The 26234-nt window shown below is 74.2% G+C and carries 20 protein-coding genes; 10 read left to right on the top strand and 10 right to left on the bottom strand.

All coding sequences use genetic code 11. The features are described 5' to 3' along the window. Positions 1-3: 3 nt before the first annotated feature. From HTZ77_RS10200 to HTZ77_RS10190, 3 genes are read left to right on the top strand one after another with little or no spacing between them, the layout of a single operon-like run. Positions 4-882 carry a carbohydrate ABC transporter permease gene (locus HTZ77_RS10200; protein WP_175589268.1) on the top strand — a complete coding sequence of 293 codons (879 nt, stop codon included), beginning with the start codon at positions 4-6 and terminating at the stop codon, positions 880-882. Further along, positions 879-1808, top strand: a complete 930-nt coding sequence (locus HTZ77_RS10195) for a carbohydrate ABC transporter permease (RefSeq protein ID WP_175589267.1) — start codon at positions 879-881, stop codon at positions 1806-1808. The genes HTZ77_RS10200 and HTZ77_RS10195 overlap by 4 nt, the downstream gene beginning before the upstream one ends. A gap of 2 nt (positions 1809-1810) precedes the next feature. Next, a complete protein-coding gene (locus HTZ77_RS10190; protein ID WP_175589266.1) occupies positions 1811-3403 on the top strand; it encodes a glycoside hydrolase family 13 protein in 1593 nt (530 codons plus the stop codon). Here the strand turns inward: HTZ77_RS10190 and HTZ77_RS10185 are convergent. Next, entirely contained in the window at positions 3390-3941 is a 552-nt protein-coding gene (locus HTZ77_RS10185) for a cupredoxin domain-containing protein (protein WP_175589265.1), read from the bottom strand. The two genes, HTZ77_RS10190 and HTZ77_RS10185, sit on opposite strands and share 14 nt — an antisense overlap. A gap of 77 nt (positions 3942-4018) precedes the next feature. Further along, a complete protein-coding gene (locus tag HTZ77_RS10180) occupies positions 4019-5503 on the bottom strand; it encodes an MFS transporter (protein WP_175589264.1) in 1485 nt (494 codons plus the stop codon). A gap of 708 nt (positions 5504-6211) precedes the next feature. Between HTZ77_RS10180 and HTZ77_RS10175 the strand changes: the two genes are divergently transcribed. From HTZ77_RS10175 to HTZ77_RS10165, 3 genes are all read left to right on the top strand, one after another. After that, positions 6212-7408: an ROK family transcriptional regulator gene (locus HTZ77_RS10175; RefSeq protein WP_175589263.1), complete on the top strand. Its 1197-nt coding sequence runs from the start codon at positions 6212-6214 to the stop codon at positions 7406-7408. Between the two features lie 863 nt (positions 7409-8271). Next, on the top strand, positions 8272-8940 hold the full coding sequence (locus HTZ77_RS10170; RefSeq protein WP_328808510.1) for a response regulator transcription factor: 669 nt from the start codon (positions 8272-8274) through the stop codon (positions 8938-8940). A 144-nt stretch (positions 8941-9084) separates the two neighbouring features. Beyond that, complete coding sequence (locus HTZ77_RS10165) at positions 9085-9858, top strand: phosphatase PAP2 family protein (RefSeq protein WP_235994534.1); 774 nt, start codon at positions 9085-9087, stop codon at positions 9856-9858. An 82-nt stretch (positions 9859-9940) separates the two neighbouring features. Here HTZ77_RS10165 and HTZ77_RS10160 read toward each other — a convergent pair whose 3' ends face one another. The 3 genes from HTZ77_RS10160 to HTZ77_RS10150 are packed head-to-tail and all read right to left on the bottom strand — an operon-like array spanning position 9941 to position 16895. Continuing rightward, the gene (locus HTZ77_RS10160) at positions 9941-10663 is read right to left on the bottom strand and encodes a hypothetical protein (RefSeq protein WP_175589261.1); all 723 of its coding nucleotides are present in this window, start codon (positions 10661-10663) and stop codon (positions 9941-9943) included. Between the two features lie 3 nt (positions 10664-10666). Next, the gene (locus HTZ77_RS48135) at positions 10667-15676 is read right to left on the bottom strand and encodes a CHAT domain-containing protein (RefSeq protein WP_175589260.1); all 5010 of its coding nucleotides are present in this window, start codon (positions 15674-15676) and stop codon (positions 10667-10669) included. Beyond that, positions 15666-16895, bottom strand: a complete 1230-nt coding sequence (locus HTZ77_RS10150) for a hypothetical protein (RefSeq protein WP_205302476.1) — start codon at positions 16893-16895, stop codon at positions 15666-15668. Before HTZ77_RS10150 ends, HTZ77_RS48135 begins: the two co-directional genes overlap by 11 nt. Positions 16896-17074: 179 nt before the next feature. On the opposite strand from HTZ77_RS10150, the gene HTZ77_RS10145 reads away from it, so the two are divergent. Next, complete coding sequence (locus HTZ77_RS10145; protein WP_175589258.1) at positions 17075-18586, top strand: CocE/NonD family hydrolase; 1512 nt, start codon at positions 17075-17077, stop codon at positions 18584-18586. Positions 18587-18604: 18 nt separating this feature from the next. Here the strand turns inward: HTZ77_RS10145 and HTZ77_RS10140 are convergent, their stop codons facing one another. The 5 genes from HTZ77_RS10140 to HTZ77_RS10120 all read right to left on the bottom strand — a co-directional run bounded on the left by HTZ77_RS10140 (position 18605) and on the right by HTZ77_RS10120 (position 23631). Next, positions 18605-18874: a GlsB/YeaQ/YmgE family stress response membrane protein gene (locus HTZ77_RS10140; protein WP_175589257.1), complete on the bottom strand. Its 270-nt coding sequence runs from the start codon at positions 18872-18874 to the stop codon at positions 18605-18607. Positions 18875-19049: 175 nt separating this feature from the next. Next, the gene (locus HTZ77_RS10135) at positions 19050-20372 is read right to left on the bottom strand and encodes a GH39 family glycosyl hydrolase (protein ID WP_175589256.1); all 1323 of its coding nucleotides are present in this window, start codon (positions 20370-20372) and stop codon (positions 19050-19052) included. A gap of 237 nt (positions 20373-20609) precedes the next feature. Further along, entirely contained in the window at positions 20610-21581 is a 972-nt protein-coding gene (locus HTZ77_RS10130; RefSeq protein WP_175589255.1) for a hypothetical protein, read from the bottom strand. Positions 21582-21610: 29 nt separating this feature from the next. Beyond that, the gene (locus HTZ77_RS10125; protein ID WP_235994568.1) at positions 21611-22828 is read right to left on the bottom strand and encodes an SMI1/KNR4 family protein; all 1218 of its coding nucleotides are present in this window, start codon (positions 22826-22828) and stop codon (positions 21611-21613) included. Positions 22829-22884: 56 nt separating this feature from the next. Beyond that, complete coding sequence (locus HTZ77_RS10120) at positions 22885-23631, bottom strand: hypothetical protein (protein WP_175589253.1); 747 nt, start codon at positions 23629-23631, stop codon at positions 22885-22887. Positions 23632-23844: 213 nt separating this feature from the next. On the opposite strand from HTZ77_RS10120, the gene HTZ77_RS10115 reads away from it, so the two are divergent. The 3 genes from HTZ77_RS10115 to HTZ77_RS10105 are packed head-to-tail and all read left to right on the top strand — an operon-like array spanning position 23845 to position 26179. Beyond that, entirely contained in the window at positions 23845-25029 is a 1185-nt protein-coding gene (locus tag HTZ77_RS10115) for a sensor histidine kinase (RefSeq protein ID WP_175589252.1), read from the top strand. After that, positions 25026-25733: a response regulator gene (locus tag HTZ77_RS10110; protein WP_175589251.1), complete on the top strand. Its 708-nt coding sequence runs from the start codon at positions 25026-25028 to the stop codon at positions 25731-25733. Before HTZ77_RS10115 ends, HTZ77_RS10110 begins: the two co-directional genes overlap by 4 nt. Beyond that, positions 25718-26179, top strand: a complete 462-nt coding sequence (locus tag HTZ77_RS10105; protein WP_175589250.1) for a MarR family winged helix-turn-helix transcriptional regulator — start codon at positions 25718-25720, stop codon at positions 26177-26179. Before HTZ77_RS10110 ends, HTZ77_RS10105 begins: the two co-directional genes overlap by 16 nt. Positions 26180-26234 lie beyond the last annotated feature (55 nt).

The raw sequence follows: 26234 nt of genomic DNA, 5'->3' as shown, positions 1-26234 counted from the left end.
CGCGTGCGCGTCCTGAAACGCAACCTCACGGCCTACGGGTTCCTGTGCGCGGCGCTGGCCTGCTTCGCGGTGTTCGCCTGGTACCCCATGGTCAGGGAGTTCGTGCTGAGCTTCCAGCGGACCAACCTGGTGGACCCGCCCGAGTGGGCGGGCCTGGACAACTTCGCGGCCGTCGTCCGGGACCCGGCGTTCGGCACGGCGTGGCTGAACACCGTGGCGTTCACGGTGCTCGCGCTGATCTGCGGCTACGTCGTGCCGTTCGCCACCGCGCTGGTGCTCAACGAGCTGCGGCACGCCCAGGGCTACCTGCGCTTCGTCGTCTACCTGCCGGTCATGCTGCCGCCCATCGTCGCCGTGCTGCTGTTCCGGTGGTTCTTCGACCCGGGCCCCGGGCTGTTCAACCAGATCCTCGGCCTGTTCCACCTGCCCGGCCTGGCCTGGCTCGACTCCTCCTCCACGGCGCTGATCTCGCTGGTCATCGTCTCGACGTGGATGAACATGGGCAGCGCCACGCTCATCTATCTGGCGGCGCTGCAGAACATCCCGTCCGAGCTGTACGAGGCGGCCGAGCTCGACGGGGCGGGCATCCTCGCCCGGATCCGGCACGTCACGATCCCGCAGACCCGGCTCATCCTGCTGCTCATGCTGATGCTGCAGATCGTGGCCACCATGCAGGTGTTCATCGAGCCGTACATGCTGACCGGCGGCGGACCGGAGAACGCCACCGTCACGGTCGCGTACCTGATGTACCAGTTCGCCTTCACCTACGGCGACGGCTACGGCCAGGCCGGGGCGCTGGGCATGATGCTCATGCTCGCGCTGCTGGTCTTCGCCGCGTTCCAGCTCCGGCTCACCCGGGACGACCGCGAGGTGACGGCATGATCTCCGTCGGCGCCCGCGCGTCCGCCCGCCGCGCCCGCGAGCGGGGCCGGCCCAGGCCGATCGAGGTGCGCTTCCGCACCATCGTCTCGCCGCACCAGCTCAACAGCCGGTGGGGGCGGCGGATCTACTGGGCCGTCCTGCTCACGGTGCTGACCTTCTCCACGCTCGCGTTCGTCTTCCCGCTGTACTGGATGGTCACCGGCGCGATGAAGTCCGGCGAGGAGCTCGCCCGGATGCCGCCCACCCTCGTGCCGCAGGCTCCCACGCTGGACGCCTTCGCCGAGGCGTGGGAGCTGTTCGACATCGGGCTGCTGCTGCGCAACACCGCCTTCTACGCGCTGGGCGGCTGGCTGGTCACGATGGCGGTGGACGTGAGCGCCGCGTACGCCCTGTCGAAGCTGCGGCCCGCGCTCGGCAACGTCGTCCTCGGCGCGATGCTGGCGACGCTGATGGTGCCGCCGATGGTGGTGCTGATCCCGCTGTACGTCACGGTCTCCGACCTCGGGCTGCTCAACGACCCGTGGGGCCTGTGGCTGCCGGCGGCGGCCAACGGGTTCAACATCTTCCTGCTCAAGCGCTTCTTCGACTCCATACCGAAGGAGCTCGTCGAGGCGGCGCTCATCGACGGCGCCGGGCCGCTGCGGGTGCTGTGGTCGGTGATCCTGCCGGTTTCGCGTCCCATCCTCGGCGTGGTCTCCATCTTCACGATCGTCACCTCGTTCAAGGATTTCGTCTGGCCGCTGCTGGTCATGACGGACAGCGACAGGATGACGATCAGCGTCGGCCTGTCGCAGACCGCCGGAGCGGTCTCGCAGAACGCGATCATGGCCGGGCTGGTGATCGCCGGGATCCCGACGGTCGTCGTGTTCTTCTTCTTCCAACGGCACATCATGGCGGGCCTGACCGCCGGAAGCATCAAAGGATGAGCATGTCGCGTACGTGGTGGCGGGGGGCCGCGATCTACCAGGTGTACCTGCGCAGTTTCGCCGACGGCAACGGCGACGGCTGCGGGGACCTGGCCGGGCTGCGCTCCCGTCTCGGATACCTCAAGGACCTCGGGATCGACGCCGTCTGGCTCAACCCGTGGTACCCGTCGCCGATGGCGGACGGCGGCTACGACGTGGCCGACTACCGGGACATCGAGCCCGTCTTCGGCACCCTGGCCGAGGCGGAGGCGTTCATCGCCGAGGCGCACGAGCACGGCATCAAGGTCATCATCGACGTCGTGCCGAACCACAGCTCCACCGCCAGCGCCTGGTTCCAGGAGGCGCTGGCCGACCCGCGGGTCAGGGACCGGTTCTGGTTCCGTGACGAGCCGAACGGCTGGTCGTCGATCTTCGGCGGGCCGGCGTGGACCCAGGTGCCCGACGGGCAGTGGTACCTGCACCTGTTCGCCCCGGAGCAGCCCGACCTCAACTGGGACAACCCGGAGGTGCACCGCGAGTTCGAGGACGTGCTGCGCTTCTGGTTCGACCGGGGCGTCGACGGGTTCCGCGTCGACTCGGCCGCGCTGCTGTTCAAGTCGGACGACGCGTACGAGGACCTGGACGGCGTGCACGACGTCTACCGGCGCTGGCGCGAGATCGCCGACGAGTACGGCGACGAGCGCGGCGACCGGGTGCTGATCGGCGAGGTGTGGCTGCCCGACCAGGAGCGCTTCGCCCGCTACCTGCGCCCCGACGAGCTGCACACGGCCTTCAACTTCGACTTCCTGTCCTGCCCCTGGGACCCGGCCGAGCTGCGCCGGGTCATCGATCTGACCCTGGCCACGCACCTGCCGATCGGCGCGCCGCCGACGTGGGTGCTGTCCAACCACGACGTCACCCGCCCCGTGACCCGCTACGGCCGGGCCGACACCGGTTTCCAGCACGGCGGCCGGCTGCACGGCAGCCCCTCGGACCTGGAGCTGGGGCGGCGCCGGGCCCGGGCGGCGGCGCTGCTGGCGATGGCGCTGCCCGGCGGCGTGTACGTCTACCAGGGAGAGGAGCTCGGCCTGCCGGAGGTGGAGGACCTGCCGGACGAGGTCCGCCAGGATCCGATGTTCGCCCGGTCGGGCGGCGCCAACCGGGGGCGCGACGGCTGCCGCGTGCCGCTGCCCTGGGCGGGGGAGGAGCCGCCGTTCGGCTTCGCCTCCGGCTCCGGCTCCGGCTCTGGCGGTCCTGGTTCGTCCGCGCCGCGGCCCGCTCCGCCGTGGTTGCCGCAGCCGGAGGGCTGGCGCAAGCTCACGGCGCAGGCGCAGCTCGCCGACCTCGACTCGATGCTGACCCTCTACCGCTCGGCGCTGCGTCTGCGGCGGGAGCTGCTCGGCGACGGCACGCTGACCTGGCTGCCGTCGGAGGCCGGCGTGCTGGCCTTCCGCCGCGAGTCGGGCCTGGTGTGCGTGACCAACCTCGGTCCCGTCGCGGTGCCGCTCCCGCCGGGGGAGCTGCTGCTGTCCAGCGGGCCGGTGGAGGGCGGTGCGCTGCCGCCCGACACGACCGCCTGGGTGACCGGTGCCGGGTCCGGTGTCAGCGGACGATGACCGCGGTGTCCATGCCGAGGTCGCGGTGGTCGTCCACCGGGCACCACACCTCGTAACGCCCCGGCCGGAGGGTGACGGTGAGGCTGGTCCGCTGCCCCGGCATGATCGTCTCGGACTGCCTGACGCCGGGGATGCCGGGGCCGTCCACGGCCATGGCGTGGGGCGCGGTGCCGGCGTTGCTCAGCAGGAAGGTGTAGGTGCCGGCGGTGAGGTCGTGCCAGGGGAGTGAGAAGGAGTACTCGTCCATGGTCACACCGACCCTGGTGGGCCTGACCTCGGGCGCCGCGGTGACCTGAGCCCGAACCCGAGTCCGGGCCTGTTCCTGGGCCTGAGCCCGAGCCTGGGCCCGGGTCTGGGCCCGCGGTCCGGCCTGGGGCGTCGTGGCTTGAGCCGGAGCCGGAGCCGGGGCCGGGGTTCGGGGCTGCGCCTGGCTCGCGGTGGCCCCGGACGGGGTGACGGCGTGGCCGCATCCCGGCAGGCCCAGCAGCACCGTCGCGGCGGCGGCGGCCGCGAGCGTCCGGCGCCTGTTCGCGTCCATGAAGACCCCCTTCCCCCGCAGGCGGTCCTGTCCCTTACACGGATCCGGCCGGGCGGGGGTTCACGCGCGGACGAGGCTCACCCGGCGTCCGACCTGCGGCGGATCCAGGCGGGCAGGGTCGCGGCGGCCAGCACGGCCGCCAGGGGCAGCACCGTGACCAGGTACGCCGTCCGCAGGTCGAGCGCGCCGCCCAACTCGGCGAGCACCGCCGGGGCGGCCAGGATCGCGGTGCCGGAGGCGAGCGCTCCGTACGCCGCCGAACGCGCCGCCGCGAGCCCCGGCACCTGCACCAGCCGGGCGAGCGTCACCGGGTAGAACGGCGCGATGCCCACCCCGGCCACCGCGAGCCCCGCGGCGACCGGCAGCGGCGCGTCGGCGAGGGCCACCGCCAGCGTCCCGGCCGCCGCGAGGCCGCACCCCAGGGGGACGACCGGCAGGTGGCGGGCGATCAGCCGCGGCGCCACCAGCCGGCCGGCCGCCATGCCGACCAGGAACGCGGTGGCGGTAGCCGCGGCGGCGCCCGCCGGCAACCCCGCGGCCTGAAGGCGGGCGGTGGCCCAGATCGAGAAGCAGAACTCCATGGACACGCCCACCACGATGGCCCCCCACCTCCCGGCGACCCGCCACCGCAACGAACCCGCACTCCGGCCGCCCCCAGCCGGCTCCACACCGGTTCGGTTCTGCCCGCTGATTCGGTTGTCCGCGCCGCCTCGATTCTGCGCACCGGCTCGATTCTGCGCGCCGGTCGGGTTCTCCGCACCGGTGCGGTGCCCCCCATCGGCCTGGCGTCCCCGACCGGTCCGGTTGTCCTCGCCGGCCTGGTGCCGTCCACCGGTCCGGTTGTCCTCGCCGGTCTGATGCCCTTCACCGGTCCGGTTGTCCTCGCCAGTCTGGTGCCCTCCACCGGCCTGGTGCCCTCCACCGGCCTGGTGCCCTTCACCGGTCCGGTTCTCCCCACGCGGCCGGCGTTCACGAGCTTGGCGTCGTGAAGCCCGGCGCCGGGAAGCCAGGCGTGCGGTGCCTGTGGTGGCCGCGTCCTCGATCGCCGGGGTGCCCCTGAGAGTGTCGGCCGCGAGGAGCAGCAGAGGCGGAACGGCCAGCAGGAGCGCGAGCCGCCCGTTCACGGCGGGCGTGTCGAGGGCGCCGATGGCGAGCGGCCCGAGCAGGGCGCTGACGCTCCCGGCGGCGTTGGCCCGGGTCAGTCGCGCCGCCGCGTCCGGCCCGCGGAGCAAGGCGGGGATCACGAGGACGAGCCCGGCTGCGCCCAGGCCGAGCAGCAGCGCCCCGGCAGCCGCGGGCGGGGCGACGGGCGCGGTGGCGAGCAGCGTGGCCCCGGCGGCGGCGACCAGGGCGGAGCCCAGCATCGCCCGTCGAGGCCCGTACCCGAGCGCCCAGCGTCCCACGGCGCCCACGACCAGCAGACCGGCACCGAACGACGACGCCAGCCACGCCAGCTCGCCCGCCGGCGTCTCCAGGTCACGGGCCAGCAGCACCAGGCACGCACCGAGGCTGTTCACCATGAACCCGAGCGCCACCTGCGCGAACGCGACCTGCCTGGCCACCAGCCGCGCTCCCGCGCCCTGCCGTTCTCGGGTCGCCTCGCCTTCCCCAGTCCCCGGCTCTTGCCTCGCGGCCGCCCCGACCTGGACCGCGTCCGCGTCTTCCGCCCCGACCCGGGCTGCGTCTGCGTCTGCGTCTTTGGTCCTGGCTCGGGCTGCATCTGTGTCTTCGGCCTCGACTTGGGCCGCGTCTGCGTCTTCGGTTCCGGCTTGGGCTGTGTCTGCGTCTTCCGCCCCGACCCGGGCTGCGTCTGCGCCTTCGGTTCCGACCTGGGCCGCGCCCGCCTCTTCCCTCCCGACCCGGGTCGAGTCCGCGTCCTCTGCCTCGCGCTCCGGTGTCTCGGCCGTGCCAAGTGGGGCCGCGCCGTCAGGGAGTACCGCCCGAAACTCCTCGAACGCCTCCTGGAACATCTCGGAGGTCGGTACGGCGGGATGTGTCGCCTCCGCGTGGGAATCCTCGGACGGGAGCCGCCTGTCCGGCCTGGTCGTGTCGTCCTGACCTGCGCCCGGCTGGTCGCGGGCGCGGCGGGGGATCATCGGGCCCACAGAGGGAGGCCGCGTCGCGGCGCGCCGCTGTGGGTGGGGAGGCGGCCTGAGGCCGACACATCCGGAAAAATCGTGGGGAGCGTTTCGAGATCCAGCCGTTGTCGCCGCACAGGGGGCTCCTCCCGTTAAACTCGTGCGACGAGCATAAAGGAGGCGACCACACCCATGGCAAGCCCCGCAGGCCGGGCCAGGTCCGTACGCGCCCGCGATGCCCGCTGGCGCGGCGCCCTCGCCGTCCTGGAGGAGATGCGCCACCGGCCCGGCGTCACCAGGGCGGACGTGGCCCGGCGGCTGGCGCTGTCCACCGGGTCGGCCACCGAGATCACCGCCCGGCTGCGCGAGCTGGCGCTGCTCTCCGAGACCCCGGCCGCCGCCACCGGACGGGGACGCCCCACGACCGTGCTCCACTCGCACCCCGACGGCCCGGTCGTCATCGCCGTCGACCTCCGCCAGGAGGACTGGCGGTGCGCCGTCGCGGAGATCGACGGCAGGCCCCGCGTCAGCGAGGAGGGCCGGCACGGGAGCCGGCACCCGGCCAAGGTGGTCGCCGCGGTCGGCGAGGCGGTGCGCCGCGTCCACGACCGGCTCGGCGGGCGCGTGCGGGCCGTGGCGGTGGCGGCCGCCGCAGCCGTACGGCACGGCGCGGTCGTGCAGTCGGCCACCCTGGGTTGGGACGCGGTGGACCTCACAGGACTGGCTCCGGCCCCGAACCTGCCGCTGCTCGTGGGCAACGACGCCACGCTCGCGGGTGCGGCCGAGGCCCGCTACGGCGCCGCAGCCGGGGCCGGTACGGCGCTGCACGTCACGATCGAGGTCGGCGTGGGCGGGACTCTGGTCGTGGACGGACTGCCGATCGAGGGGGCGACCGGAGCCGGGGGCGAGTTCGGGCACCTCCCGCTCGGCGACCCCGCGCTGCGCTGTCCCTGCGGTGCCCGGGGCTGCTGGGACCTGGCCGTGGACGGCCGCGCCATCGCCCGTCACCTGGGCGAGCCGCCACCCCGGGACCCGCGCAGTTACGCGCAGGCGGCGCTGGTCAGGGCGGAGGAGGACGCGGCGGTGCGGTCGGCCGTCGGGCGCGCGGCGAGCGGGTTCGGGCGGGGGATCGCGGGGCTGATCAACGCGCTCGATCCCGGCATCGTCACGCTGGGCGGCTTCGCCGAGCCGCTGCGCGCCGCGGCCGCCGAGGAGTTCGCCACGGCGCTGACCGACGGGTTGATGCGGTTCCGCCGCGCGGACCCGCCGCCCGTGGTGGCCGCCACGCTCGGCGACGACGGCGCCTTGCACGGGGCGGCGGCCATCGCGCTCGATCGCGTCCTCACGGAGGAGGGCCTCGACGCCTGGGCGGCCGACCACACGGGCTGACGGCCGACCGAGCGCCCTGGGGGTGAGATGCCGGGATCCCTCGTGTCGTGGTCCCGGTTTGTGGGCGGCCGTGGCGCCGTGTCGTGGTTTCCGGCTTGTGGGCGGCCGTGGCGCCGTGTCGTGGTACCGGCCTGTGGGCCGCCCTGGCGCCGCGTTGTGGTCCCGGTTTGTGGACCGCCGTGTCGTGGCCTCCTGCTTGCGGACGCCATAGCTCCGTGTCGTGGTCTCCTGGCTGCGGGCGGCCATAGCTCCGCGTCATGGTCTCCGGCCTGTGGGCCACCGTAGCCCCGTGACATGACCGCCGGCTTGGGGCTGCCATAGCCCCGTGCCGTGGCCCTGTGTCGTGGTCCCGGCCTGGAAGTCGCCATGATCACTGCGTCTGCGTGGTCCCTGGCGGCCGGTCGAGGAGCGCACGCTGCCCTGGTAGGTCTGCACATTGCGCGCACGCCGCGTGCCTCGAGTGGCAGTGCGCACGGCGCTTGGCTCCGGATGGTCGTAGATCGTGCTGGAGAGATGTCAGCCGCCGGCCTCTCGACCGCTGTGCCCCTCGACCTTGGAAGCGTCCGGTCGTCGCCTCGCGCGGAGGTCCTGGCGTCCGGGCAGCTCAAGGCGTGGGAAGTCTGCCCGCAGGCGTACGCCCCGGGGCCGATGCCCGGCCGGTGGGCGGTGGCTACGATCGACCGCGTGCTCCAGGACCCGCCCCGCCTCCCTCTGCCGCACCGCGCGAACGTACGGTCCACGCCTCCGCCGTGGCGCCGCCCCTTACCCGGGCGGGAGACCGTACCGCCGCCGATCCCGGAGCGGACCCCATGACCGGCCAGGAGGAACCGGCGGGTCAGAAAGAAACGGTCCGGGAGGTAGCGGTGGGCACGGAGACGGCGATCCGGGTCGTGCTCGCGGACGACCAGCCGCTCGTGCGCGCCGGCCTGCGCACGGTCCTCGAAGGCACGGCCGACGCGCACGTGGTGGGGGAGGCCGGTACCGGCGCCCAGGCCGTACGGCTGGCCAGGGAGTTGCGTCCCGACGTGGTGCTGATGGACATCCGCATGCCCGGCATGGACGGCATCGAGGCCACCCAGATGATCACCTCGGGGCCGCCCGCGACGCGGGTCGTCATCCTCACCACCTTCGACGACGACGACAACGTCTACGCCGCGCTGCGGGCCGGGGCCAGCGGGTTCCTCGTCAAGGACATGGCGCTGGACGACATCCTGACCGCCGTCCGCGTGGTCGCCGCCGGGGACGCGCTCATCGCGCCCGGCGTCACCCGCCGCCTCATCGAGGAGTTCGCGGCCCGGCCCGCCGCCGTCCGGCGCCCGCGCGAGCTGGCCGGCGTCACGGAGCGCGAGCACGAGGTGCTGACCCTCGTCGGACGCGGCCTGTCCAACGCCGAGATCGCGGCGAGTCTGCACATCAGCCCCGGCACCGCCAAGGCGCACGTGGCGAGCCTGCTGGCCAAGCTGGGCGCCCGCGACCGGGTCCAGCTCGTCATCGCCGCCTATGACGCCGGCCTGGTGTCGCCGTCCCGATGACAGCCACCAGATGACAGATGACAGGTGACAACGGATGACAGCGCTCTGACACACGGGCGGCCTGGTGGCGGACGTCGAAGGCGATCGACGTCGTGGATGATCGGCGTCGTGGATGATCGGCCGACAGGCGGGTAGCCAGTACGGATGCCGATGGAGGAGGAGCGGCGCCGGAGGCTCGCCCGGCGGTGGATGGAAGCCCGCCTCGACCGTGACCGCGGTCGGGGACTGCGGCTGACCGTCACCTGCATGGCGGGCGCGCTCCTGGTGATCGCGTTCCTCCCGCTGCTCGTCGTGGCCAGGATGCCGCTCAACGACCTGGACGCGGGAGCGACCGCCACTCTGCACCGGTACGCGCTGACCGACCCGGTGGTGACCGACGCGCTCATCGTCTGGACGAACGTGTTCGGCCCGTGGTCGTGGCGGATCGCGGTCGCCGTCCTCGCCGGATGGCTGCTGCGCCGGGGCGCGCCCAGGCTCGCCCTCTGGGCGGTCACGACCATGGCCGTGGGCGGGCTGCTCGGCGCCGGGCTCAAGATCCTCGTGGACCGGGCCCGACCGATCCTGCCCGAGCCGGTCGCCCTGGCCTCCGGCGAGGCGTTCCCCTCGGGGCACGCGCTCAACGTCACGCTCGGCGCGGGCGTGTTCGTCCTGGCCCTGCTGCCGCGGCTGTCCGGGCGGGGACGGTGGACCGCGTGGGGAGTGGCGCTGTTCCTGGTGGTGTCGGTGGCGTACACGCGGGTCGCGCTGGGCGTCCACTGGGTCAGCGATGTCGTCGCCGGGGTGGTGCTGGGGATGGCGGTGATCGCCGCGAGCACGGCCGCCTTCGAGACGTGGCGTCGCGCGCAGGGCCGCAGGCCGGCCGACCAGCCGGTGGAGGGCGTCGAACCTGAGGCGGTGGACGCCGTACGCCGCGCCTGACCCCACCCGTCAGAGCGGCTCGTCGGCGTCAAGCGGGGGCACGGCGAGTCGCCCGGGGATCCAGGTGATCGGTCTCTCCCGGTCAGGGGGCGCCGCCCTGGCCGGGTCCGAGGAAGCGCGTCACCCAGTCCAGCACCCCGCTCACGCCCTTGCCGCCGCCGCCCGCGCTCACCTTGAGGTCGAACTCGGTGTTCTCGCCCTTCTTGACCTTGCGCAGCGTGATCTGGGGCCGCAGCACCGCCGCCGAGGCGGCGATCACCAGGATGTCCATGGCCACGTCCGACACCGGCAGCGTCCGCGATCGGCGCACCCGGTCCGCGGCCTCCTCGACCGCCTCCCGGGCCTCCGTGGAGGTCTCGGCGAGCAGCCCGGCCAGCTCGACCAGGTCGCCGCGCCGCGACTCCGCGCCGCCCGACGCCCCACCCGACGCGCCACCCGACGCGCCACCCGACGCGCCGCCCGACGCCCCACCCGACGCGCCGCCCGACGCCCCACCCGACGTCCCGCCCGACGTCCCGCCGGACGTCCCGCCCGACGTCCCGCCGGACGTCCCGCCCGACGCGCCGCCCGACGCGGCGGCCCCCGGCAGGGCGCCGTCGCCGCCCTCCGGCGAGGACCCCGCGCCCTCCGCCAGGGACCCGGCGGCCTCCAGCAGGAACGCCCGGTCGCGGGCCAGCCGCTCCGCGACCTCCTCGGCGGTGATGGCCGGCTCCTCGGTGTCGAACCGGCTGACCAGATGCTGGAGCACCTGCGCGAGCTGAGCCTCGCTGAGGTCCTCCAGGGCCGTCCCGTTGTCCGTCGTCATCCCTCATACTCCCGTCAGCTTGAACGCCGCCCAGTGGTACATGTGCCTCCACGCCTCCCGGCCGTCGGCCGCCCGCCAGACGTCGCGCTGCGCCTCGGCGAAGGCCTGCGCCTTGCTCTGACCGCCGGTGAGCCACCGCGTGTAGAAGTTCTCCAGCAGCCGGGTGGACGACTCCAGGTCCACGTCCCACATGGGCGCGAGGACGCTGTCGGCCCCGTTCAGCAGCGCCGCCCTGGTCGGCCCCCAGACGTCGTCGCTGACGGAGGTGACGACGCGGCCGACCGAGCACGCCTGGAACGTCAGATGCGCCGCCCCCAAGGAGCCGGACATCAGCGCCGAGCCGGACAGCGCCCCGCCCGCCAGCGCCAGCCCCGAGTCCATCACCTCGGCGCCCTCCCGGTGCGAGCCGTGGGCCAGGACGTGCAGCAGGTCGGTGCGCGTCGCCGTGGAGATCGCCTCCTCCGGCGTGGCGTCGCCGCCGAACACCTCCTCGGCCCGCCCCGCCGCCCCCCGCAACAGTCCCGCGATCCGGTCGTGGCACGTCCGGAACGTCTCCTGCTCCTCCTCGCCGCCGGGCACGCTCAGCACGGCCGCCCTCTCCACCCGTCCCGGCCGCCGCGCCGCCCGCCGGAACAGGTCCTCGGCCACCCCGAGGCTCGGCACGTACGACCAGGCCGGGCAGCGCCCCGTCTCCCACACCTGGGGCAGCAGCAGCGCGTGGACGGGGATGTTGTGCCACGCGCGGTGCGGCGCGACGAGCACGAGCGGGGCGTCGCGCAGCAGCGGCGTCAGCGGATGCAGGTGCCAGGCCAGCGCCCGGACCGGCTCGATCAGCCGTTCGTCCAGGTCGTAGGGGCGTTCGGGGTCGATCCTGCCGTACAGGCCCGTCCCCGAGAAGCCCGCCTGCAGGGCCAGCACGGCGCGGTTGAGCGTGCGGGCCGGGAGGGGCAGCCGCAGGGCGGCTGTGTGCTCGGGGGTGAGGCAGGTCAGGTACGTGTGGTCGGCGGTCACGTAGAACGACAGGAGCGCGGTGCCGTCCGGCAGGTGGCGGCGCAGGTCGGCGGTGTGGCCCTCGGGGAAGGCGTCGCCCACGGCCTGCGGCTCACCGTACCGGTCCTCCCGAGGCTCCCGGTCCCCCCGAGCCTCCCGGTCCCCCTGGTCCCCCCGGTCGCCCCGGTCCCCCCGGTCGTCGCCGTCGTCCCGTCGTGGACGGTCACGGACCAGGCGCGAGGTCCGCAGGAGCAGCTCGTCCACCCTCTCCTCCGGGTACGTCGTCGGCTCGTACTCCACGCCCCCGTCGGGCAGCGGCCGCAACCCGCCGCGCAGCTCCCGGCGGAACCACCGGCTCTTGGCGCTCTCCACCGCCGAGAAGCAGGCCCGGAAGTACAGCCGCGTGTCAGGGGTCTCGCCCCAGGCGTGCCCCATGCGGCGCCACAGCTCGTTCAGCCGGGCCGGCACGTCGATCGCCATCCAGCCCGCGTGCGCCACGCCCGGGGCGGGCACGGCGACCCGGCGCCGCTCCGCCGAGAGCTGCAGGTGCAGCGCGTCGACCGCCCAGTCGAACGCCTCGGCGAGCTCCCCCTGGTCGGTGAGCCGGTCGGCCTTGAGCACCTTCAGGACGCAGGCGCGGTCCTCCGGCCACACCCCCTCCCCGGTCTCCGCCTCCTCCAGGCAGGCGTCGTAGCGCGCGGCCCAGCTCTCGTCGCCGTCGGCGAGCTTGCGCAGCGCGGCGGCCCGGTACACCCGCACGCTGGCCAGCAGCCTCTCGTGAGCGCGCAGCCCGGGATCCTCGACCAGCAGGTCGAAGCCCTCCGCCGCCTCGGCGTGCTCGCCCAGGAGGTCGCGGATCCGCAGCCGGTACACCCGGCACGCCAGTCTCGCCCACGCGTCGCTCTCCTCCGGCTCGGCCAGCAGGAGCCGTTCCGCCTCGTCCAGGTGGGCGCGCGCGGTGGCCACGAGGGCGGCGGCCCGCCGGTCGAGCCCGTCCGGCGGGCGGCGCGGTCCCGGCTCGGGTGGTTCGCCGGGGAGGTGGAAGGGGCGGAAGAGTCCCTCCGGCTCGTGGTCGGCCAGCAGGCTGATGCTGGTGGTGACGTAGTCGAGGTGCAGGTTGCGGTCGGTGACGGCGAGCCGCGTGTCGTCGATGCCGTAGTGCGCGTCCGGGGAGAGCGCCGGCGCGTTGCCGGGATCGGTGGCCAGGGCCAGGTCGTAGCGGTGCAGGGCCTCGTCCAGCAGCCCCTGTCCCTCCACGGCGATCGCGGCGCTGCGCAGGAACTCCCGCCGCAGGCCGGCCATGCCGCAGCGTCCGGCCAGCGCGGCGCACTCGTCCGCCACCCACGCGCACAGGTCGTGGTGACCGTGCTCGCGAAGGGCCTCCGCCAGCGTGTTCCCGCCGTACAGGCTTGGCAGGGCGTCCTCGGCGGAGGCGGGCCTGACGAGCCGGACGTGCAGGCTGAAGGCGTGGAAGGCGTCGACGAGCCGGCCCTCGTCGACGGCCGCGCGGGTGTCGTTCAGGTAGTTGCCCGCGTACCACTGCTGCTTCCACTCCCACGCCTCGTCCCGGGTGGCGACGACTTCCTCGGCGGGCGGCCAGTCGCTCGTCTCGCCGGCGCTCCACGGCTCGTGCTCGTCCATGCGGGAATGGACGGCGTGCGCCAGCAACCTGCCCGGCCTGACCCAGCGGTAGACGAGGTCCCCCTGCCGGTACGTGGTGGCCATGGTGAGCACGGCGCGGCCGAACTCCGACGGGGCCAGCGCGGCCGGGCCGGCCGACGCCAGCGGTTCCGGCACCGTGATCCGGTCGTGCACGGGCAGCGGGCTGTCGTTGACCCATCGCGTCACGCGGTCGTCGGTGTCGTAGAGCCAGGTGTGGAACAGTTGGAGCAGGTCGCCGTCGTCCTCCTCGGCCTCTCGCATCCACTGGTCCGGGTGCGATGTCACCACGCCGAGCCTGCGCAGTCCCCACGCGAAATGCCCCGAGATGACGAACGCCGCCAGAGCGGTCCACCCCACCTGGTACGGCCCGCGCATCTCGGGCGGCCGTCGCGTGGCCGCGAGCGCCTCGGCGGCCAGTTCCTCGACGGTGGGGGGATCGTCACGGTCCGGCAGCGGGTAGCTGATCGCCAGGTGGCCGGCTCCGGCGTCCTTCCTGGGCTCGGTCAGGATGACGAAGTCGGCGCCGGTCCTGATCTGGTCCCAGATGTCGACGAAGAACGCGGCGTCGGGCCGCTCGCCGATCGCCACCAGCGTCAGCGGCCGGTCGGCGGGCGAGACGGCCACGAGGTACCGGGTCCGGCCGCCGTGCGTGCCGGTGAACACGACGGCCCGCCGGTCGTCGCCCGGGACCGGCGCGACCTCGTGCATGCGCACCTTCGCCTCGTGCAGCCGGATCCGCCGGTCCAGCGCGGCCAGCTCGCGCTGGTGGCCGGGGCCGGGGGAGGAGGTCCCGGCCGTGCGCACGGCCTCGGCGGCGCGGGCCAGGTCGCGGTCCTCGCCGGACGTCTCGTAGCGGATGAGGAGGATCTGCGCCAGCCAGCCCAGGGCGCCGACGTGCTCGGGTGTGCCCTCCGGCACGGCGGCGGCCAGCCGTTCGTGGACGCCGACCGCGCGATCCAGCTGCCCGGCGTCTCGCGCGTCGGACTCCTGCCCGAAGGCCCCCTGTGCGTCGGACTCCCGCGCGTCGGACTCGCCGTCCTCCGGGGACGCCAGGAGGAGGCGCAGAGCGGACGCGAGGTCGAAGAGGAACACCGCGTGGTCGGGGTGCCCCTCGGGGGTCGCGGCCAGGGCCCGCTCGTGGAGGCCGGCCGCCCTGACGAGGTCCCGGCGGTCGTCCTCCAGCCGGTGGCGCAGCCGCAGCGTGTGGGCCAGCGCGTTGAGCACGCGAGGACTCCCGCCGCCGGGATCGAGGGCGACCGCCCGTTCCTGCAGCTCCAACGACCTGGCCAGGTCGGCGGCGCCGGCCTCGGCGTCGCTGCGCAGTCGCAGGGCGTTGCCGAGGTTGGCCAGGTGGAGGGGGTCGTCGTCGCGCTCGGCCAGCGCCTCCTCGTGCAGCTCGATCGCCCGGTCGAGGTCCGCGCGCTCCCGCGTGAAGCGGTACCGGTCCTGGTGGGCGGTGCCGAGATTGCCGGCGTGGAGCGCCCGGTGGGGGTCGTGGGGGCCGGCCGCCTTCCGCGCCTTCCGCAGGGCCCTCACGGCGCGGTCGACGTCGGCGACGTTCTCGGTCCGCTCGTACCGTCTGCGCAGGGCGAGCCCGACACCGGTGAGGTAGTGCGCCAGACCGGCGTGGCCGCGGCCCGCGGTGTCGGCCGCTTCCTGCCAGGCGTCGATCGCGTCGTCGAGCACCCGCGGGTCCCACGTGCGGCCGAACCGGCGCTCACGCAGTCGCGCCAGGTCGCGCAGGACGCCCGGACGCCACGCGTGGGAGCGCGGTAACAGCTCCGCCGCCTCGGCCAGCAGCGACTCGGCCCGGTCGAGATCCTCCTGTCCCCGTGGCAGGTCCATCAGGATCGTGGCCAGGACGGCGCGGGCCTCGGCACTGTCACCGGCGGCGGCCTCCGCGGTTCGCCTCGCGCGTTCCAGGTCGGCTTGGTGGCCGCGCGCCTGATGGCGGAGGTAGAGGGTCGCGGCCAGCTCCCGCCGGGCGCGGGGGTGACCGGCCGGGACGCCGTCGAGCGCCGCCACCGCCCGGTCGAGGTCGGCGGGGTCGTGCGTGAGCAGCGAGGCGCGCTCCCGCCAGGCGACGCCCACGTGGCAGAGCCCGTCGGCCTCACGGGCCGCGCCCCGCAACCGCTCCGCCGCGACCTCCGCCGCGTCCTCCGCGGCGCTCTCCGCAGCGGCCGCCGCCGCGTCTTCCGCGGCGTCCTCCGCCGCGTCCTCCGGCGCGCCGGAGCCTGGACCGGCCGGGGAGTCGGGGGCGGCGCCGTCCCGCAGCAGGCGGATCGCGGCGTCCAGCGCATGGGGGTCGCTCTTCCTGACGACCCGGGACAGCAGGCGGGCGATCCTGCGTTCAGCGGCCACGCCACCACCTCCATCTCCGCCTCGGCGGCACGCGGGACCTGCCGGGCGGGGACTCGACCGGCGCGGACTCGACTGCCGGGGACTCGACTGCCGGGGGCTCGTCCGGCGGGGGCTCGTCCGGCGCCGGAGGGGCGGCGTCCACCTCGGCCGGCTCGCCGAGACGGGTCAGGACCAGCGACCGGTACGGGCCGTCCTCGCCGGCCAGGTCGAGTGCGGCCGTGAGCACCTTCTCCGCCTCGGCCAGGTCCTCCGCGCCGCCGGTGCGCTCGAAGCGCAGCCTGAGCGCGGCGGCCAGCGAGGTGGCGTGGAGCGGAGCGGCCGGGAGGCCGGGGCGGGAGGAACGGACCGCCTCCCGCCCGTTCTCGACGGCCTCGTCGAGAACGGCGGGGTCGCCGGTGAGCTGGTAACGGCTGATCAGGGCCAGGACGAGATTGTGCAGGCACCCGGGCCGGGCGGGGTCGTCGTCGCCGCAGGCCAGCACCGCGGCCCGGTTGTGGCGCTCGGAATCGGTCAGGTCCTCCTCGCGGCCGTCACGCTGGTGGCGTTCCCACAGGAACAGGCCGAGCCGGGACAGCAGGACGGCGCGGCCCGGCCAGGTGTCCGCCATGGTGGCGGCGGCCTCGCGGGCCGCCTCGACCGCCACGTCGAGGGCGTCGCCGCGGCTCGGGACGCTCCTGGCGAGCAGACTGCCGGCCAGCCCGAGGGCCGAGAGCAGGGGCGGCCTGCCGGGATGGCGCGCGGGCAGCATGCCGGCGGCCACCCGTAAGTAGGGGATGAGTGCCTCCGCCGACGTGGGATCGTCGGCGAGCAGCGCCTCGGCCAGCTCGGCGATCTCCTCGGCCGGCGTGCTCACCAGGTCGAGCGCGGGCGTGTCGTCCGGGTGCTCGGCGAGCTGGGACCACAGCACCTCGGGCACCAGGGACCTGCGGGCACGGTACGGCCGGGCGAACAGCAGGATCGCCGCCCCGTGGTGGACCGTGTCGCTGGGCGGGGTCGTGAGATGCCGCTTCCAGTGCAGCCGTCCGGCCGTGGCGAGCGCGTCGTCGTCCCACGCGCCGTCCGCGCCGGACGCGGTGTGTTCGCGTACCGCGTCGACCAGGAGGGCGGCCTCCTCGGTGGCGGCGTCGGAGAGGATGCCGGAGGGATCGCCGGTGTCCTCGTAGGCGGCCAGCCGCGACCGCAGCGATCCGAGCACACGATCGAGCCCTGGTCCGCCCATGCGCCGCCCTTCACCAGGTAGCCGCGCCCTCACGAGGCATTCGCATGCTAACCCGCGCGCCGCTCCCGCGCGCGACGTCTCCGTGAGCCTTGATCTCTCAGTGACAGATGTCCACTATCGGCATGACGTACACGTCCCGCCGAGCCGGTCACGAGAGACCACGACAAGGAGCGGCAGCGGTGAACCTGATCAGCCGCCTCATCGAGCGCAAACTGCGGCTCCCCCCGCCGCTGACCCGCGACCTCGTCGTCCGGCGGGACCTGCGTGTGCCGATGCGCGACGGCGTCGAGCTGCTGGCCGACCGGTGGGCGCCGCGCGCCGGGGCAGAGGCGCTGCCGACCGCGCTCATCCGCAGCCCGTACGGCAGGCGCGGGCCGCTCGCCCAGGCCATGGCCAGGCCGCTGGCCGAACGCGGATACCAGGTGCTGGTCCAGAGCACCCGCGGCGGCTTCGGCTCCGGCGGCGCGTTCGACCCGCTGCGGCAGGAGCGCGAGGACGGCCTGGCGACGCTGGACTGGCTGATCGCGCAGCCGTGGTTCGGCAGCGCCGTCGTGCTGGTCGGCATGAGCTACATGGGCTACGTTCAGTGGGCGGTGGCCGACCGGCTGCCGCCGCAGGTCAAGGCGATGATCCCGCAGGTGACCGAGTCGGCCCTGACGCTGGAGTTCCTGCGCGAGGACGGGCTGTCGCTGGAGACGCCGTTCGCCTGGGGCGCGCTGGTCGCCGTCCAGGAACGCCGCGGCGCGCTGCTGCGCCAGCCGTTCCAGGCGCGAAGGGTGCGGCGCGCGCTGTCCACGCTCCCGCTGAACCGGGCCGACGCAATCGCCGTCGGCCGGCGCTCGGCCTACATCCAGGACATCCTCGCCCGCCCCGCCGGCGACCCGCGCTGGACCGGCCTCGACCACCGGCACCGGGTGGCCGCGACGAGCGTGCCGGTCAGCTCGATCGCCGGCTGGTACGACATCTTCCTGCCCGGCCAGCTCCGCGACTTCCGCGCCCTCCAGGAGGCGGGCAGGCCGGCCCGGCTGACCGTCGGGCCGTGGACGCACGCGACGTTCACGAACGCGGCCGTGATCGAGGCGGTCGAGTTCGGGCTCGCCCACGCGCGCGGCGAGCAGCCAGCCGAACGCGCGCCCGTCCGGCTGTACGTGACGGGCGAGGAGACGTGGCGGGACTTCTCCTCCTGGCCGCCGGACGGCTGTCCCGGGCGGCGCCTCCACCTCCAGCCGGACGGCGGCCTGTCCGCCGGGCCGCCGCCGGAGTCGGAGCCTGACCGGTACCGCTACGACCCGGCGGACCCGACGCCCGCGGCCGGCGGCGTGCGCATGTCCGGCGGCGGCCGCGTCGACAACACCGCCCTGGAGGCCCGCGCGGACGTGCTCACCTACACCACCGAGGTGCTCGACGCGGACGTCGAGGTGGTCGGCGACGTCGGCGCCGAGATCTGGTTCCGCTCCAGCCTGCCCTTCGCCGACGTGCGCCTCTGGCCGGCCGCGCACCGCTTCCGGCGCGGCCACCGCATCCGGGTCCAGGTCTCCAGCGGCGCCTTCCCCCGCTACGCCCGCAACCCCGGCACGGGCGAGCCGCACGCCACGGCCACCACCCTCCGGGCCGCCGACCAGGCCGTCCACCACGATCCCGAGCGCCCGTCGGCGGTGATCCTGCCCGTCCGGGACGTCACCGGCGCGTGAACCAGGCGTCGGGCGCGGCTACGCGTGGCGCTTGGCGTACACCCCCGCGGCCAGGGCCACGCCGAGGGCGGCGAGCACGACCTGGATGATCAGTTCGATCCAGTCGATCCCCTTGGTCGAGGCGACGCCCAGCGCGCCGGCGATGGCGGTGCCGATGAGCGCCGCGACGATGCCGATCACGATGGTGAGCCAGATGGGGATGCTCTGGCGTCCCGGTACGACGAGCCGCCCGAGAATTCCGATGACAAGCCCGATGATGAGGGCGGAGATGATGCCGGTGACCGCCACGCTGCACGCTCCAGTCAGTCAGCTGCGGGTCTCGCCGGGGTCCTGAACGCACCCCGACACCTTGGTGCTTCCCCAGGGCGGACCCCGGAAACCGCCTCGTACTCGTACATTCAGCTCAGCAATTCCCGGACCAGCGCCTCGCTCCACCACCGCTCCACTTCTCCTCGGGTGGGCGTCAGCGGCCGCTCCACTTGATCTCGTACGGCTGGAGCGTGACCTGGCGGCCGTCCACGGTCGCGGAGACCGGCGCGTCGGCCGTGTTGACCATGAGCAGTTCGCGCGGCTGCGCCAGCACGCGGATCCGGGGATCGGAGGAGGCGACGGCCTCCAGCTCGGCCCCCGCCGGGAACCAGCGGGCGAACTCGGTGACCAGCGTCCCGCTGGGCCGCGGCTCGCCCGTGCCGGGAGCCCACATGCAGCCCACGCAGGGGCCCTCCTTGGCCTGCGGGTTCCAGTACAGGGCGGTGGCGGCGCCGCCGCGCGCGAGCTCCATCATCGAGACGGCCTGCACCGCCAGCCGCTTGGGCTCGTCCCAGGTGGTGCCGTCCTCCGGCACGAAGTACCACTCCGACCACCAGACGGGCAGGTCGCCGGTCCGCTTCCGCAGCCACGCGGTGACCGCGCCGAACTTGCCCAGGGCGCCGAACTCGTCCGGCCGCAGCTCGTGGGCCTCGGTGGGGGAGGCGCCGTCCACGACGACGAAGTCGGCGCCCTTCTTGTGCTCGAACCAGTACGCGAAGGCGTCCAGGGCGTTCTGGTTGACCACGCCCCAGGGGCCGCGCAGCTCCGACGAGCCCTCGGCGTCGCTGTCGAACCCGATGTACGGCCCGCCGACCTGGGCGTCCGGCCGGGCCGCCTTCACCGCCGCGTACACCTTGTTGTAGAGCTCGGTGTAGCCCTTGAAGTCGGCCGGCTTGGAGTGGTCCTTCCAGAAGCCCTTGAGCTCGTTCCAGACCATGAAGTACTTCACGTCGGTGTAGCGGGTGGCGACGGCGGCGGCGAGCCGGGCGAAGTCGTCGTAGTGCTCCGGGTACGGGGCGTCCTCCAGGTGCTGCTTCCACGCCGACTCCTCGGTGGGGCCCTCGGGGCCGCCCTTCATCCAGTCGGGGGCGCAGCACAGCGTGATGACCGGGATCGCGCCCGACTCCCGCATCAGGTCGAGCCGGCTGTCGAGGTCCTCCCAGAAGAACTCGCCGCGGCGCGGCTCGGGGTTGAGCGCGCCGAAGCCCATGATGTGCTGGTTCTGCAGCATCGGGGTGCGGGCCAGCGTCCCGGCCACCGTCCGCTCGAAGTCCGGGCTGACGTTGTTGGCGCTGACGCCGGTGTGGGTGAAGCCCCAGCGCGGCCAGCCGGCGTCCACGGGCGGCGGCTCGGCGATCGCGCCGGCGGTGGCCTGCGGGGCGGGGGCGGTCGCCTGCCCGGGCGGTCGCCTGTCACCCGTGGTGCCCCCGGGGGAGCAGCTCGCCACGGCGAGCACCGCTGTCACGACCACCGCCATGAGCGCTCTCCACCCGGAAGGCCGGCGTCCCGCCGGCGCGGGGAAGTCCGATGCCACCTGATCCCCATCCGATCCTCGGTCGATGCAGGGATGTAGCGTTCCATGCCAGGCGTAAGGCCGTCGTATCGCGGCCCCGGTTCACAGCCAATCGTTATCGCGGAGCGCCAAGGAGCGAATCTACAATGTAAAGGCGGCGGCCTTTTCCTGGATCTGGCAGAGCAACGGGACCATCGCCCTTCAGTCCAGCAGTAGATCGACCGCTACGCTGACGGATCCGTCCAGTGGTCGCTGCTGGTCCACGTGAGCCAAGCGAGTTGCCGCCGGCGAGTCCGAGTGTCGGTCGAACCTCATGATCTCGCCTGTCGCGGGGCACCATCCGATCGTCGAGCGGTTGGTGACCGCGACAAGGCGGCACGGCATGGTCGCCTTGCTTTTCGCCTCGGATGTCATCGTTGTGCTCGGCCGTGGGCGCGCGTCTGTCGTCGTGGCGGATCGGCTGTCGAAGGTGATCCACTGGTTGGCTGTTTCGGCGACGATGTGGCGGCCGTCTGGCGTCCATTGAGCATCGACCGTGCCCGCGGGCGTGTGGATCGTGTCGCGATGTCCGCTGGTGAGCGAGACTGCTGTGATCCGGGTGTCCGCCAAGGTCACTTTGCCGTCCTGGCCGGCTTCACGCCCGCCGTACAGGACCAGGGCCACTGTTCCGGCGGGATTGACGTCGATGGCGTGGATCTTTCCGTCAAGTGTGGTCAGGACCCGCCCAGGATCGGCGCTCCTGGCGGTGTCCACAAGACGAAGCACGCCGTCGTCGGCCTCGCCCAAGAGCCGGCCGGTCGTACCCACCCATTCTGCGGCGCCGGTGATGGATGGTATCTCCTGGAGGGTGCGCTCTCGGATGACGACCGTCTCGTACGTGCTGTCGGAGGCGCGCCAGCAGCCAGTCAGGGCGATCGCTCGTCCGTCTCGGCTCAGGACCGGGTCCTCACGATCGGAGTCGACCGCGCAGTCAGGCAGAGGGACGGGACGCAGGTCCGCCTTGGCGACGTAGGCTTCATGGATGTCGCCCGGCTGGACGCCGATGGTCCATGGCCCGTCGAAGGTGCCCGAGGCTGTCTCGCGCGCAGGGTCCGCGCATCCTCCCATGAGAAGAACAGCAGCGCAGACAGCGGCGAGGCGGCGAGATCCGGAGCGCATGAAGTGGTCTTTCATGAAGGGGACAGTGGGCCCTCCTGGAGCGCTCACGAATCGCCCTTTCGGCTGGGCAGTACCGTCCATTCGAGTTCCCCGCCGACCACCTCGGGCTTCCAGTAGCCGATGGCGCGGCCCTTCTCCAGGGCGTCCGCCACGGCCTTCAGCAAGGCGTGGTAGGAGCGGATGCGGACACCGCCGGGGGTGAAGTCCAGGCTGCCCTCGTGGTCGGTGTCGCCGACGTCGCGCCGCACGGAGTCGACGACGAGGTGGTCGCCGGAGCCGTCGGCGCCGACGGGAAGCATGCGCCCGTCCCACCACTGCGAGCGCGGATCCGACTCCTCGCCGCCGTAGTCCTCGTCGTCGACGTCGCAGAGGCCGCGCCAGGTCTCGAGCGTCTCCTGGACGCTGAGGCTGGTGTTGCCGAGGAAGCCGAAACCCCAGGTGTCCTTCGTGGTCACGGCGCCGTCGTGCCGCAGGAGCGAGGCGCGCAGGTCGCCGGGGAGGCGCCGGCCCATCCGGGCCTCGACCGCCGCGACGGCGGCGGGATCGGCGGGACCGGCGAGCGTCCGGTGGCTCCTGGGGGCATGGGTTCTGAGCCAGCGCTCGATGCGCCGCCATTGCCGGTCGACCGCCCGGGTCACCTTCGGATCCGGCGCGAGCACGGGGAAGACCCGGCTCGGGGGATGGCAGTCCGGGTCGGGAACCGCCCAGGGCCCCGGGACCGGCTCCTCCGGGCCGGACATCGTGGATCCCGGATGCAGCTCGGCGAACAGGCAGGTGGCCTGGGAGCGGGAGGGGTCCGTGGGGCAGACCTCCTCCTGGGACGGGCCCCAGGAGAGCTCCGGCTCCTTGGAGAAGACCGCCGACTCCACGAGCCGGCCGCCGCCGGCGACCAGGCAGAGCGCCAGGGCGGCGGCGCCCCAGCGGGTCAGGCGGCGGCGGGTGGCCTCGTCCAGCGGCTCCCTGACCGGACGGTCGTGGCCGCCCTGGAGGAACGCCGGGATCCGGGGCGGCCCGGCGGCGGCGTAGCGGGCGAGGTCCTCGTCGGTGGGTGTGCCGAGGACCGGGGCCGGGGGCCATCGGTCCACGGGCGGGCCGGCGGAAGCCGCGGGCTCGGCGGGCGCGTCCTCGCGCCGTACGGGAGCGTCTTCGCGCCGTACGGGAGCGGGAAGCGCCGGACGGCGGCGGGAGCGGACGATCAGGACGACCGCCACCGCGATCGCGGACGCCGCGAGGGCGAGCCACACCCTCCTGGAGATGATCATTCGCCGCACGCCCGGCAGAGTACCCCGGATCGGGACACGGCGGGATCACGCGGGCCTCACGCGGCGGCGCGGTCCCGCTGGAACAGCCGGACCCCGGCGACCGCCAGCGGCAGGAACAGCAGCGTGAACGCGGCCCCCACCACGTACGTGAGCTGGACGGGGATGACCGTCATCCCGGCGAACGCGGCGAGGTAGACGGCGGTCAGCCACCAGCCGACGACCCCCGCCCGGGCCAGCCCGGCCGACAGCGCCAGCAGCCCGAGGAAGGCGAGCATCTCGGTGCCGCTCCACAACGGCATGAAGGCCGAGCCGTCCACCGTGTCGGAGATGCGGACGGCCACGTCGAGCGGAAGCTGCCGCCCGGTGACCATCCGCCACCAGTCGTCGCGCACGGCGCCGGAGACGTTCAGCAGGCCGATCGCGGCGGCCAGGGCGCCGAACAGGGTGAGCCAGGCGCCCTTGCGGCCGCGCACCAGGCCGGGCACGGCCAGGGCGCCGAGGGCCCCGGCGATGAGGCCGTAGTGCAGCAGCATGGCCGACAGCTCGGTCAGGGAGGTGTTGCGGGCCAGCGAGGTGATGTAGTCGGCCGCCGAGTCCGACGCCTGCGGCGGGCAGGTCATCATCCCGGCCAGCATGAGCGCGGGCCCGGCGACGAGGGCGCCGGCAGCCGCGCGCCGCAGGACGCGGGCCGGTCGGCCGGTGTCGGCCTGAGTGACGTCCTTATCGCCCATAGTGACGGCGGCGCCGTTCACGGCAACGCTCGCGGGGCCGTCGGCGTCCGCGGCGGGGGAGAAGGCGGTCATGTCGTACCTCCGGTGAGGGGTGGCGTCTCGTTGACGTGGACAACTGTCGCGTCGGGGCGGTGCGCGGCGCGTCCGCCGTTGCGCACCGTCGTCCCTCGGCGTCCCGGTGGACGGCGGCGGGGCGGGGTCCCCCTCATGGCGGACCCGCGGGGCGGGCCGGGTCCGCCGTCCGGCGGAGCCGCCGGGCGGCGGCCCTGGTTACCATCGGTGGCCATGACGACGAGACGGCTGCGCGACCCCCGCCTGATCCCGCTGGTGTTCGGGCCGGTCATCGGGGTGCTGGCGGTGCTGGAGACCCGGCTGGACGACGGGTTCGGCGCGGCGGCCACGGCCACCTGGGTGACGGGGGTGCTGCTGGCCGCCGGTGTGGTGCTGGCGGCCTGGGCGCCGCTGGCGGGCGCGGTGGCGGCGGCGGTGTGCCTGCCGCTGAGCGTGGTCGTCTTCGACGGCCCCGGCATGGGCGGCGCGGGCATGATCGGGCTGATCGGCGTGGTGGCGTGGGTGGGGTGGCGGGAGCCGCCGCGCCGCTCGGCCGTGGCGCTGGGCGTGGCGGCCGTGTCGTTCACCGTCGTGTCGATCGCGGCCGGAGGATCGGCGTGGGAGCTGTTCTTCGTGCCGGCCGTGCTGCTGCCGGGCTGGTCGATGGGGCTGCTGGCGCGGCGCAGCGGTGAGCGGGCGGTACGCCTGGCCGAGCTGGCCGCGGCGCTGGACGCCGAGCGGGAGGCGAACGCGCAGGCGGCCGTCGCCCAGGAGCGCACGCGTATCGCGCGCGAGGTGCACGACGCGGTGGCCCACTCGGTCAGCGTGATGACGCTGCAGCTCGGCGGGCTGCGGCGGCTGCTGGCGGACCGCCCGGCCGAGCAGGAGGTCGTGGCCGGGCTGGAACGGCTGGGCCGGCAGACGGTGGAGGAGATGCGCGGCCTGGTCGGCATCCTGCGCGAGCGGGTGGACGGCGGCGAGACGGCGCCGGTGCCGTCGCTGGAGCGGGTGGAGGAACTGGTCGGGGACGTGCGCGCCGCCGGTCTGCCGGTGCGGCTGGACGTCGCGGCCGACCTGCCCCGGCTGCCCCCGGTGCTCGACCTGACCGCGTACCGGGTGCTGCAGGAGGCGCTGACGAACGTGCTGCGGCACGCCGGGGCCGCGCCCACGACGGTCGTGCTCGGCCGCGAGGGGCAGGCGCTGCTGCTGGAGGTGCGCAACGACCCCGCGCCCGCGACCGCCCCGGCGGTCGGCCGGCCCGCGGGCGTGGCGGCGGGCGGCGGCCACGGCCTGGTCGGCATGCGCGAGCGGCTGGCGATGGTGCAGGGCACGCTGCGCACGGGCCCCGAGCCGGACGGCGGCTTCGCCGTGCGGGCCCGCTTCCCGCTGCCCAGGACGTGGGAGAGGACGACGGCATGACGGTCTCGGTGGTGCTGGTCGACGACGAGGCGATGATCCGCGCCGGGCTGCGCATGGTGCTGAGCGGGGAGCCGGGCATCGAGGTCGTCGGCGAGGCGTCCGACGGGCTGGAGGCGCTGGACCTGGTCGCCCGGACGCGTCCCGACGTGGTGCTGATGGACGTGCGGATGCCGCGGATGGACGGGCTGGCCGCCGCGCGCCGGCTGGTGGCGGAGCATCCGGGCAGCAAGGTCGTGGTGCTGACCACGTTCGACGAGGACGAGCACGTGGCGGCCGCCCTGCGGGCCGGGGTGAGCGGGTTCCTGCTGAAGGTCGCGCCGCCCGAGCAGCTCGTCGAGACGGTCAGGACGGTCGCGGCCGGGGGCGGGCTGCTCGACCCGGCGGTCACGCTGCGCGTCATCGCCGCGTTCGCCGGACAACCCGGCAAGGGGGACGCGCCGGACCGGACGGCGGAGCTGGCGTCGCTGACGAGCCGGGAGACGGACGTGCTGCGGCTGCTGGCGCGGGGCCTGACCAACACGCAGATCGCCGCCCGGCTCTACCTGGGGGAGGCGACGGTCAAGACGCACCTGTCGCGGGTGCTGATGAAGCTGGGGCTGACCAGCCGGGTCCAGGCGGTGGTGTTCGCCTACGAGAGCGGGCTGGTACGCCCCGGCGAAACCGCTGGAGGCGGGGACGATACTGGAGTATGCAGGACACCGTGACCGACGACCTGGACGTGGACGCCTTCACCGCGGCGATCGAGAACTTCAACCGCTTCTACATCCGGCTGCCGGTGCTGGAGAAGCTGCCGTTCACGACGCTGTCGGTGCTGGACACCCTCGCGTTCGCCGACGGCCCGATGCGGCTGACCGAACTGACCAGGACGGAGCAGGTCAGCCAGCCGGCCGTCACGCAGCTCGTCACCCGCCTGGAGCGCGACGGGCTGGTGGAGCGCCGCCCCGATCCGCGTGACGGGCGCGCGGTGCTCGTGCACATCACCGAGGCCGGCCGGCGGATCGGCCGGGCGCGGCACGACGACCGTACCCGCCACCTGCTGCCGCTCGTCGCCCAGCTCACCCCGGAGCAGCGGCGGGCCATCGCGCAGGCGCTGCCGGCGCTGGGCCGGCTCGCCGAGCTGGGCCGGGGCGGAGCGGCGGGCGAGGGGTGACGGCGCGTCGGCGCGCCCATGCGTGAACGCCCCTGCCGCTGGGACTCACCTGAGA

The organism is Nonomuraea montanisoli, from assembly GCF_013363975.1.
GTDB lineage: Bacteria > Actinomycetota > Actinomycetes > Streptosporangiales > Streptosporangiaceae > Nonomuraea > Nonomuraea montanisoli.
This window is presented reverse-complemented; position numbering and strand designations above follow the sequence as displayed.

Bases quoted from the DNA above. Each gene is read 5' to 3' on its own strand.
- HTZ77_RS10195 (WP_175589267.1), top strand. From the start codon at position 879: ATGATCTCCGTCGGCGCCCGCGCGTCCGCCCGCCGCGCCCGCGAGCGG.
- HTZ77_RS10190 (WP_175589266.1), top strand. From the start codon at position 1,811: ATGTCGCGTACGTGGTGGCGGGGGGCCGCGATCTACCAGGTGTACCTG.
- HTZ77_RS10185 (WP_175589265.1), bottom strand. From the start codon at position 3,941: ATGGACGCGAACAGGCGCCGGACGCTCGCGGCCGCCGCCGCCGCGACG.
- HTZ77_RS10175 (WP_175589263.1), top strand. From the start codon at position 6,212: ATGGCAAGCCCCGCAGGCCGGGCCAGGTCCGTACGCGCCCGCGATGCC.
- HTZ77_RS10165 (WP_235994534.1), top strand. From the start codon at position 9,085: ATGCCGATGGAGGAGGAGCGGCGCCGGAGGCTCGCCCGGCGGTGGATG.
- HTZ77_RS10160 (WP_175589261.1), bottom strand. From the start codon at position 10,663: ATGACGACGGACAACGGGACGGCCCTGGAGGACCTCAGCGAGGCTCAG.
- HTZ77_RS10150 (WP_205302476.1), bottom strand. From the start codon at position 16,895: ATGGGCGGACCAGGGCTCGATCGTGTGCTCGGATCGCTGCGGTCGCGG.
- HTZ77_RS10135 (WP_175589256.1), bottom strand. From the start codon at position 20,372: ATGGCGGTGGTCGTGACAGCGGTGCTCGCCGTGGCGAGCTGCTCCCCC.
- HTZ77_RS10130 (WP_175589255.1), bottom strand. From the start codon at position 21,581: ATGAAAGACCACTTCATGCGCTCCGGATCTCGCCGCCTCGCCGCTGTC.
- HTZ77_RS10125 (WP_235994568.1), bottom strand. From the start codon at position 22,828: ATGATCATCTCCAGGAGGGTGTGGCTCGCCCTCGCGGCGTCCGCGATC.
- HTZ77_RS10120 (WP_175589253.1), bottom strand. From the start codon at position 23,631: ATGACCGCCTTCTCCCCCGCCGCGGACGCCGACGGCCCCGCGAGCGTT.
- HTZ77_RS10115 (WP_175589252.1), top strand. From the start codon at position 23,845: ATGACGACGAGACGGCTGCGCGACCCCCGCCTGATCCCGCTGGTGTTC.
- HTZ77_RS10110 (WP_175589251.1), top strand. From the start codon at position 25,026: ATGACGGTCTCGGTGGTGCTGGTCGACGACGAGGCGATGATCCGCGCC.
- HTZ77_RS10105 (WP_175589250.1), top strand. From the start codon at position 25,718: ATGCAGGACACCGTGACCGACGACCTGGACGTGGACGCCTTCACCGCG.